At 70.2% G+C, this 8,530-nt stretch carries 8 protein-coding genes; 5 read left to right on the top strand and 3 right to left on the bottom strand.

Going from position 1 to position 8,530, the window contains the following annotated elements; genetic code table 11:
• The 3 genes from MVF76_RS13015 to MVF76_RS00010 form a co-directional block, all read right to left on the bottom strand.
• Nucleotides 1–297: nuclear transport factor 2 family protein (locus MVF76_RS13015; RefSeq protein ID WP_411293530.1), on the bottom strand; the 297-nt coding region annotated here is incomplete at its 3' end.
• Nucleotides 298–699: 402 nt separating this feature from the next.
• The gene (locus MVF76_RS00005) at nucleotides 700–1,305 is read right to left on the bottom strand and encodes a Tll0287-like domain-containing protein (protein WP_297526399.1); all 606 of its coding nucleotides are present in this window, start codon (nucleotides 1,303–1,305) and stop codon (nucleotides 700–702) included.
• Between the two features lie 63 nt (nucleotides 1,306–1,368).
• Nucleotides 1,369–4,557 (bottom strand): error-prone DNA polymerase, encoded by a 3,189-nt coding sequence (locus MVF76_RS00010; RefSeq protein ID WP_297526401.1) that lies wholly within the window; start codon nucleotides 4,555–4,557, stop codon nucleotides 1,369–1,371.
• A gap of 286 nt (nucleotides 4,558–4,843) precedes the next feature.
• Here MVF76_RS00010 and trxC point away from each other — a divergent pair, with 286 nt between their 5' ends.
• The 5 genes from trxC to MVF76_RS00035 all read left to right on the top strand — a co-directional run.
• A complete protein-coding gene (gene trxC, locus MVF76_RS00015) occupies nucleotides 4,844–5,278 on the top strand; it encodes a thioredoxin TrxC (RefSeq protein ID WP_297526403.1) in 435 nt (144 codons plus the stop codon).
• 55 nt (nucleotides 5,279–5,333) lie between these two features.
• Complete coding sequence (locus MVF76_RS00020) at nucleotides 5,334–6,446, top strand: sigma-70 family RNA polymerase sigma factor (RefSeq protein ID WP_297526405.1); 1,113 nt, start codon at nucleotides 5,334–5,336, stop codon at nucleotides 6,444–6,446.
• Between the two features lie 29 nt (nucleotides 6,447–6,475).
• Entirely contained in the window at nucleotides 6,476–7,231 is a 756-nt protein-coding gene (gene modA, locus MVF76_RS00025) for a molybdate ABC transporter substrate-binding protein (RefSeq protein WP_297526407.1), read from the top strand.
• A 9-nt stretch (nucleotides 7,232–7,240) separates the two neighbouring features.
• Nucleotides 7,241–7,918, top strand: coding sequence for a molybdate ABC transporter permease subunit (gene modB, locus MVF76_RS00030; RefSeq protein WP_297526409.1), 678 nt, complete (start codon nucleotides 7,241–7,243; stop codon nucleotides 7,916–7,918).
• On the top strand, nucleotides 7,915–8,530 hold a 616-nt coding region (locus MVF76_RS00035), incomplete at its 3' end, for an ATP-binding cassette domain-containing protein (protein ID WP_297526411.1). The genes modB and MVF76_RS00035, both read left to right, overlap by 4 nt.

Below are 8,530 nucleotides of genomic sequence, written 5' to 3' on the forward strand. Positions count from 1 at the left end.
CGATCCGTGACCTGGCGCACCGCCTCGATCTTGAATTCGTCGGTATATCGCTTCCCACTCATGTCGACCTCCGTTACAGTTACATTGTAACGCTCGGAGGCGTCTACTAAACCCGGGGCGATTCACTGCATGCACCATATCGAGATATTCAATGAATCCGGCATGACCCTGTTTCTCCGATCCTAGTGAGCCCCTGAACTTAAATGAGGAATGAAGAATTTCTGGCACTGCATCTTTATTGTGCTTGTTCCAGATTACTTCATAAAACTTCCGTACTTGTTGTTTTTCATGGCTCATGATTTGTTTAAAACATAACAGTGGTTAGGCGGCCACAGGCCGCAAAACAAACACGGCCGCCAGCCGTCTATCATTCCTCGCGGCCTGCGTCTCTCTTCCCTTCAAACTCAAAACCTAGCCCACAACCCCTTGTCCGACAAGGACCTGGTCGATCATGTACAGCGAAGGACCAGGAATGCGCAGCTCAGGCCGGGTGTGATAGACGGCCTCACTCGGGCCGCCTGTCACCCAGTCGCTTTTAGTTGGGGCACAACAGGGAACCCTAGTTGTCGAACCGGAAGGCGGTGATCCGGCCAGGGGAGCGCGGCATTGCGTGAATCATGCTGCACCGCGGTTCTTCCGCTTGCGGGACACTTGCCGTCGTTGCCAGCCCGCGGGCCGGCAGCGAGGACAGGCCAGACATCAGGGTTGCATCGCCCGCTTGACGCTGAAGGCGCCGCGCAGGTCGCCGGCGCGGTAGCCGGTGGCGGCATCATGCGGATACTCGCGCGCCAGCACCGCGCGCACCGGGTCGGGGATGGCAGCGGGGTCGCCATGGCAGGTGAGGCACAGCGGCTGCACGCCGATGGCCTTCATGTAGCGGAACTGCGGGCCGGCCGGTTCCTCGACCACGGCATGGAACGCCATGTTCTTGAGCGGCTCGCCGGCCTGGCGGCGGCGCTCAAAGTCGGCCAGCACCTGCTGCTCCCAGGCATCGGGCGTGCCCAGCAGCGGGTTGCGCACCCGGGTGCCGACGCGGGTGATGCGCCAGCCGTGGCGGCGCGAGAGTTCGCTAGTGAGCGCCGGGGCGCGGTCGCGGCAGACCTCGATGGCGGCCGCCGGACCGCCGCTGGCCATGGCCTGCTGCATGGCCTGGCCGAGCGTGCGTGCGAGTTCGGCGACGACATTCTGCGCCTCGGCCGCGGGATCGGCATCGGCTTCCGCGGCCTGCACGACCGTCCCGGAAACCAGCAGAAGAAGCGCCGCAGCCACTGCCTGCGGGATACCCTCGCCACTGTCACCTGTCATGACCCACCTCCTTATCGCGAACGGTTGCCACTGACGGCAGTGTAGGACAAGCGCGGGCGGCGCTCAGCGGAAGTCCCGCGAGCGCACCACCAGTTCGCCCAGCAGCGGGCTGTAGTCGTACAGCCGACGGGCGATCAGGTGCAGCACCTCGCCCTCGCGCTGGATCTGGCCATACACCCCCAGCAGTCGCGCGCCGAGCAGCTCGCGGTGATGGCGTTCGGCGCACTGCGGCCAGATGACCACCTGGGTGGTGCCGCTCTCGTCCTCGAGGGTGACGAACACCACGTCGCTGTTCGCGCCCGGGCACTGGCGGCAGATGACCAGCCCGGCGGTCTGGGCGAAGCCGCCGTTGGGCAGGCCGCGCAGGCCCTCGGCATCGAACAGGTTCATCGCCAGCAGCCGCTCCCGGAGCACTGCGAGCGGGTGGCGGCCGAGGGTAAGGCCGGTGCTGGCATAGTCGGCGGCGATGTCCTCGCCCTCGCCCGGCGCGCGCAGCAGCGGCATGGCCTCGGGGATGCGTGCGCCGGCCAGCGCCGGCAGCGGCGCCTCCACCCCGGCGCAGTCCCAGCGGGCACGATGGCGATGGCCGGACAGGGCGCGCAGGGCACCGGCTGCGGCCAGCGCCCCGAGCGCGCCGCGATCCAGCCCGCTGCGTTCGGCCAGATCCTGCACGTCGGCGAAGTCGCCCGCCCGCCGGGCCGCGAGCAGGCGCCCGGCGGCGTCCTCGCCCAGCCCCTTGACCAGCCGCAGGCCGAGCCGCAGCGCGGGTAGTGCGTCCTCGCCGGCGGGCTCCAGGGTGCAGTCCCAGTCGCTGCGGTGCACTTCCACCGGCCGCACCTCGACACCGTGGCGGCGCGCGTCCTGCACCAGCTGTGCCGGCGCGTAGAAGCCCACGGGCTGGCTGTTCAGCAGCGCGGCGGCAAAGGCAGCCGGGTGGTGGCACTTGAGCCAGGCCGAGACATAGACCAGCAGCGCGAAGCTGGCGGCATGGGATTCGGGAAAGCCGTACTCGCCGAAGCCCAGCAACTGCCGGTAGATGCGCCGCGCGAAGTCCTCGGAATAGCCCCGCGCGCGCATGCCCTCGATCAGCCGGCGCTCGAAGGGTTCCAGCCCGCCCTTGCGCCGCCAGGCCGCCATGGCGCGGCGCAGGCGGTCGGCCTCGCCGCCCGAGAAGCCCGCGGCGACCATGGCCAGCTTGATGACCTGTTCCTGGAAGATGGGCACGCCCAGGGTGCGCTCCAGCACGCCGCGCACCGCCTCGCTGGGATACTCGACCGGCTCCAGGCCCTGCCGCCGGCGCAGGTAGGGATGCACCATGTCGCCCTGGATGGGACCGGGCCGCACCAGCGCGACCTCGATCACCAAGTCATAGAAGCAGGCGGGCTTCAGCCGCGGCAGCATGGCCATCTGCGCGCGCGACTCGATCTGGAACACGCCCACGGTGTCGGCCTGCTGGATCATGCGGTACACCGCCGGGTCCTCGGCGGGGATGCCGGCCATGTCCAGGCGGCGGCCGGAATGGTCCTCGATGAGATCGAAGCAGCGGCGAATGGCGCTGAGCATGCCCAGCGCCAGCACGTCCACCTTGAGCAGGCCAAGGGCGTCGAGATCGTCCTTGTCCCACTGGATGACGGTGCGCGGCACGTCCAGCGCCTGCTCGCCGTCACCGCGCACGCCCTCGGCGCCCATGCGCGCATTCTCCACCGGCACCAGCCGCGACAGCCGGCCGCGCGCGATGACGAAGCCGCCGACGTGCTGGGACAGGTGGCGGGGAAAGCCGACCAGCTCCGCCACCAGCGCCCGCAGCCGGCGGATGCGGGGACTGGCGGGATCGAAGCCGAGTTCGCGCAGGGTGTCGTCGGCCACCGCCCAGCCGCGGCGGCCGTCGGCGGTAACGGCTTCGGCACTGCGACCCCAGCGGTGATGGCTGCCGGCCAGCCGTTCCACCTGGTCCGGCGCCAGTCCCAGCGCCCGGCCGACATCGCGGATGGCACTGCGCGGGCGGTAGCTGATGACGGTGGCGGCCAGCGCGGCGCGGTCGCGGCCGTACTTGCGATACAGGTACTGGATGACCTCCTCGCGGCGTTCGTGCTCGAAGTCCACGTCGATGTCCGGCGGCTCGTCGCGCTCGCGCGAGATGAAGCGCTCGAACAGGGTGTCGATGCGGTCGGGATCGACCTCGGTGATGCCGAGGCAGAAGCAGACCACGGAGTTGGCCGCCGAGCCGCGCCCCTGGCAGAGGATGCCGCGCTCGCGCGCGAAGCGGACGATGTCGTGCACAGTCAGGAAATAGGGCTCGTAGCGCAGCTCGGCGATCAGCGCCAGTTCCTGCCCGATGCGCGCGGCGATGCGCGGCGGCATGCCCTGCGGCCAGCGCCGGCGGGCGCCGGCCTCGGTGAGCCGGCGCAGCTGGCTGGTCGGCGTCTCGCCGGGCGGCACGATCTCGTCGGGGTATTCGTAGCGCAGCGCGTCGAGCGAGAAGCGGCAGCGCTCGGCGACGGCCAGGGTCTCGGCCAGCCATGCCGGCGGATACAGCCGGGCCAGCAACGCGCGCCGGCGCAGGTGGCGCTCGCCGTTGCCCATCAGCGCCAGCCCGGCCTGCGGCAGCGGCCGGCGGATGCGGATGGCGGTGAGGGTGTCGGCCAGCATGCGCCGTTCGCGCACATGCATGCGCACGTCGCCCTCGGCCACGCAGCGCAGGCCGGTGGCCGCGGACAGGGCCTGCGCCCGCTGCACCCGCACCCGGTCCCAGCCGTCGAGCAACTGGGGCACGCCGAGCCAGGCGCGCTCGCCGAACAGCTCGGCCAGCCAGCGGCCTTCCCCGGCCAGGGTATCGGCATCGGGCGGCGTGCCGCGCAGCGGCGGCAGGCCGGTGGGCAGCCACAACGCCAGACAGCGGCCGCCGAGCCCTTCCACATCGGCCCGACGCAGCCGGTAGCCGCCCTTTTCGGCACGGCGCCGGCCACGGGTGATCAGCTCGGAGAGATCGCCCCAGGCCGCGCGGTCCGGCGCCAGCAGCACCAGCCGCGGCCCGTCCTCTAGTTGCAGCTCGCTGCCCAGAATCAGCGGCAGGCCGCAGTCCCTCGCCGCCAGGTGCGCCCGCACCGCCCCGGCCAGCGAGCACTCGTCGGTGATCGCCAGCGCGCGATAGCCCAGGGCATGGGCCTGCGCCACCAGCTCCTCCGGATGGGAGGCGCCGCGCAGGAAGGTGAAGTTGCTGAGGCAATGCAACTCGGCGTAGTCGGGCAGCATGGGAAGGCAACAGCCTGCCGGAACAAATACTGTATATATATACAGTTGTCGACCGACAGGCAAATCCGCACCGCAAGTGACTGATGTCATGGTCGCGCGGCCTCGGCATGCGTACCCTGTCGCCATGCCCGAGACCACCAGCACTCCCACCCCCGTCCGACGCCTGCCCCGAGGCGTCAGGGCGCTGGGGCTGGTGTTGTGGCGGCGGTAGCCCTCCATGCCTTGCATTGCCGCCGACCGGCCCCCATGTAGGCGAGCAACCGGAATTCAGGCACAGGAAAACATCATGAGCGACGCGATCCATATCGTCTGTCCGCACTGCAACGCCGTGAACCGCATCCCCACCGCGCGGCTCGGCGAAGGCCCGAAGTGCGGCAAGTGCAAGAAGCCGCTGTTCACCGGCCATCCGGCCGAACTCGACGACCGCAACTTCCAGCAGCATCTGAACCGCAACGACATCCCGATGCTGGTGGACTTCTGGGCACCCTGGTGCGGACCCTGCCGCATGATGGCCCCGGCCTTCGAGCAGGCAGCCGCGCGCCTGGAGCCGCGGGTACGGCTGGCCAAGCTCAACACCGAGGAGGCCCAGGCCACGGCGGCGCAGTTCGGCATCCGCAGCATCCCGACCATGATCCTGTTCCGTGGCGGCCGCGAGATCGCGCGCCAGGCCGGGGCCATGGGTGCCGAGGACATCATCCGCTGGGTACAGGCACATCTCTGAACACGAGCCGGCCGGGGCGGCATCCCGGCGTGACAACAAGCGAGGACAGCACCTCATGAAAGGGCACGTCACCTACAAGAACATCAGCCCCGCTTCCCACGAGCGGATCGAGCAGCTCATCGACCGGATGACCGAAAAGCATCTGGAGCGGCACCTGAGCTACATGCAGCCGGACATGGTGCAGCTGTTCGCCATCGTCGAGAAGAACCGCCACCATCACGATCTCTACCGCGTGGCGCTGCGCCTGCATGTGCCGCGCACGGTGCTGGTCGCGCGCGAGGACGGCCATGACCTGGAAGTGATCCTGCGCGAGGCCTTCGAGGAACTCGAACGCCAGGTCGAGCGCTACCTCGCCCGCCTGCGCCGCGACGACGCCTGGCGGCGCAAGGAACGCCGCGCCGAGCTGCGGCGGCTGAAGGCCGGCCTGGAGGAAGCCGGCGCACCGGCGGTATCGAGCTTTGCCGATCTGGTACAGGCCGAGCTCGGCACCCTGGAACAGTTCGTCCGCCGCGAGCTGACCTATCTGCAGGCCCTCGGCGACCTGCCGTCGGACTACCCGACGGTGGAGGACATCATCGACGAGACCCTGCTGCACGCCCTGCGCCGCCGCGACCAGCGCGACACCGAGCAGCCGGTGGCACTGTGGCTGCGACAGATTGCGATGGAAGTGATCGACGAGGCGGTGGATACCGCGCGCGCCAATCGCCCGGAACTGCTGTCGCTGGAGGGGCGTCCACCGCGCGATGCCCTGGCCGAGCTGTCCGAGACCGAGCGCCTGGATTACTGGCAGCCGGACGAGGTGCTGCACATCGAGGACCTGGTGCCCGGCCCGGAAAGCGAGACCCCCGAGGAAGAGATCGCCCGCGCGCAGGAACTGGCGCAGATCTACCGCCGGCTGGCCGGCCTGCCCAGGGCCTGGCGGCGCGCATTGATGCTGCATCGGATCGATGGCCTGCCGGTGGCACAGGTGGCGGCCGTGCTCGGCAGCGATCCGGCGACCGTGCAGGGCTGGCTGGCACAGGCCGATGCCTGGCTGCGCGCCACCCTGCGCCAGGACGGCCTCGACATCCCCGAACAGGGTGAACCGGGCGACTTCATTCCGGCTGCGCCCGCCGTCGCCGTGAGCGAAACGCTGCGCCTGGCCTTCGCGGAAATCACCACCGGCTGAGCGGCAGGGCCGCCTGTATAATGGCGGCCATGTCGCGCTGGCGTCCCCTTTCTTCCCTGATCGCGGCCGTGATCGGGCTGCTGTCCGTGCCGGCGCATGCCGGCAGCGGCGGCAGTCTGCGCATCGCGGTCGCCGCCAACTTCGCGCCCACGCTCGAGCAGCTTGCCGAGGCCTTCCGGCGGGAAACGCCCGCGGCCATCCCCGTCACCCTGGTCCCCGGCTCGACCGGCAAGCACTATGCGCAGATCCGCCATGGTGCGCCCTTCGATGCCTTCTTCGCCGCCGACGCCGCGCGACCGGAGCGCCTGGAGCGGGAGGGCCGCATCGTCCCCGGCAGCCGCTTCACCTATGCCCTCGGTTGCCTTGTGCTCTGGAGCCCTGATCCCGATCGCGTCGATGCCGACGGCCGGGTGCTGGCCGGCGACGGCTTTCGCCGGCTGGCCATCGCCAATCCGCGACTGGCCCCCTACGGCCGCGCGGCGCGCGAGGTGCTGGAGGGGCTGGACCTGTGGGCCCGCCTGCAGCCGCGGCTGGTACGCGGCGAGAACATCGCCCAGGCCTTCCAGTACGTGGCCAGCGGCAATGCCGAACTGGGCTTCGTTGCCTGCAGCCAGGTGATCGGGCGCGCCGGCAGCCGCTGGCTGCCCGACCCGGCCCGCCATGCCCCCATCGTGCAGCAGGCGGTGCTGCTGCGCGACAGTCCCGCCGCGCGTGCCTTTCTCGACTTCGTCCGCAGTCCGGCCGCTCGCGCCCGCATCCGCGCTGCCGGCTATGGCCTGCCCTGAGGAAGCGCCATGCCGGCCGCGGATCTCGACGCCCTGCGGATCACTCTCAAGCTGGCCGCCGTGACCACGCTGATCCTGCTGGTCATCGGCCTGCCGCTGGCCTGGTGGCTGGCGCACGGCCGCAGCCGGCTGAAAACCCTGTTCGAGGCGCTGGTGGCACTGCCGCTGGTACTGCCGCCGACGGTGCTGGGCTTCTACCTGCTCATCGCGCTGGCGCCCGATGGCCCGATCGGTGCGCTGGTGAGCGCGCTGGGCGGTCCGCCGCTGGCCTTCACCTTCACCGGACTGGTGATCGGGTCCACGCTCTACTCCCTGCCCTTCGTGGTGCAGCCGCTGCAGACCGCCTTCGCGGCGCTGGGCCGCGCGCCGCTGGAGGTCGCGGCGACCCTGGGCGCCGGGCCGCTCGACCGCTTCCTGCACGTGGTGCTGCCACTGTCGCGGCCCGGACTGATCACCGCAACCGTGCTCGGCTTTGCGCACACCCTGGGCGAGTTCGGGGTGGTGCTGATGATCGGCGGCAACATCCCCGGCGAGACGCGGGTCCTCTCGATCGCCATCTACGATCACGTGGAGGCGCTGGACTATGCCGCTGCCCACCGCCTCGCCGCCGGCCTGCTGATCGCCTCCTTCCTGATGCTGCTGGCGGTGTACGGCATCAACCGCCGCTTCCGGCTGGGGCGCGCATGAGCCTGTCCGTCGATCTCGACCTGCAACGCGGCGAGTTCAGACTGAAAGCCGCCTTCGAGGTGCCGGACGATGGCGTCACCGCACTGTTCGGCTGCTCGGGCTGCGGCAAGACCAGCCTGCTGCGCGCCATTGCCGGGCTGGAACGCCATGCCCGGGGGCAGGTGCGGCTGGGCGACAGGGTATGGCAGGACGAACGGACCTTCGTGCCGCCGCATCGGCGTGCCCTCGGTTACGTGTTCCAGGAGCCGGGGCTGTTCCCGCATCTCGACGTACGCGGCAACCTGGACTTCGCACAGCGGCGGGCGCGCCGCGACGGCCGCGGTCCCGATCGCGACAGCGTGGTCGAACTGACCGGCATCGGGCCGCTGCTGGACCGCGACACCCTGCACCTGTCCGGCGGCGAGCGCCAGCGCGTGGCGCTGGCCCGCGCCCTGCTCGGCCGCCCGCGCCTGCTGTTGCTGGACGAGCCGCTGGCGGCGCTCGATGCCCGGGCGCGACAGGCACTGCTGCCCTGTCTGGAGGCCGTGCGCGCCGAGCTGGGCGTGCCCATGCTGCATGTGAGTCACGCACCCGACGAGGTCGCCCGGCTGGCCGACCGCATGATCCTGATCG

The sequence above is a fragment of the Thiohalobacter sp. genome, from assembly GCF_027000115.1.
In the GTDB taxonomy this organism is placed as follows: Bacteria; Pseudomonadota; Gammaproteobacteria; order Thiohalobacterales; family Thiohalobacteraceae; genus JALTON01.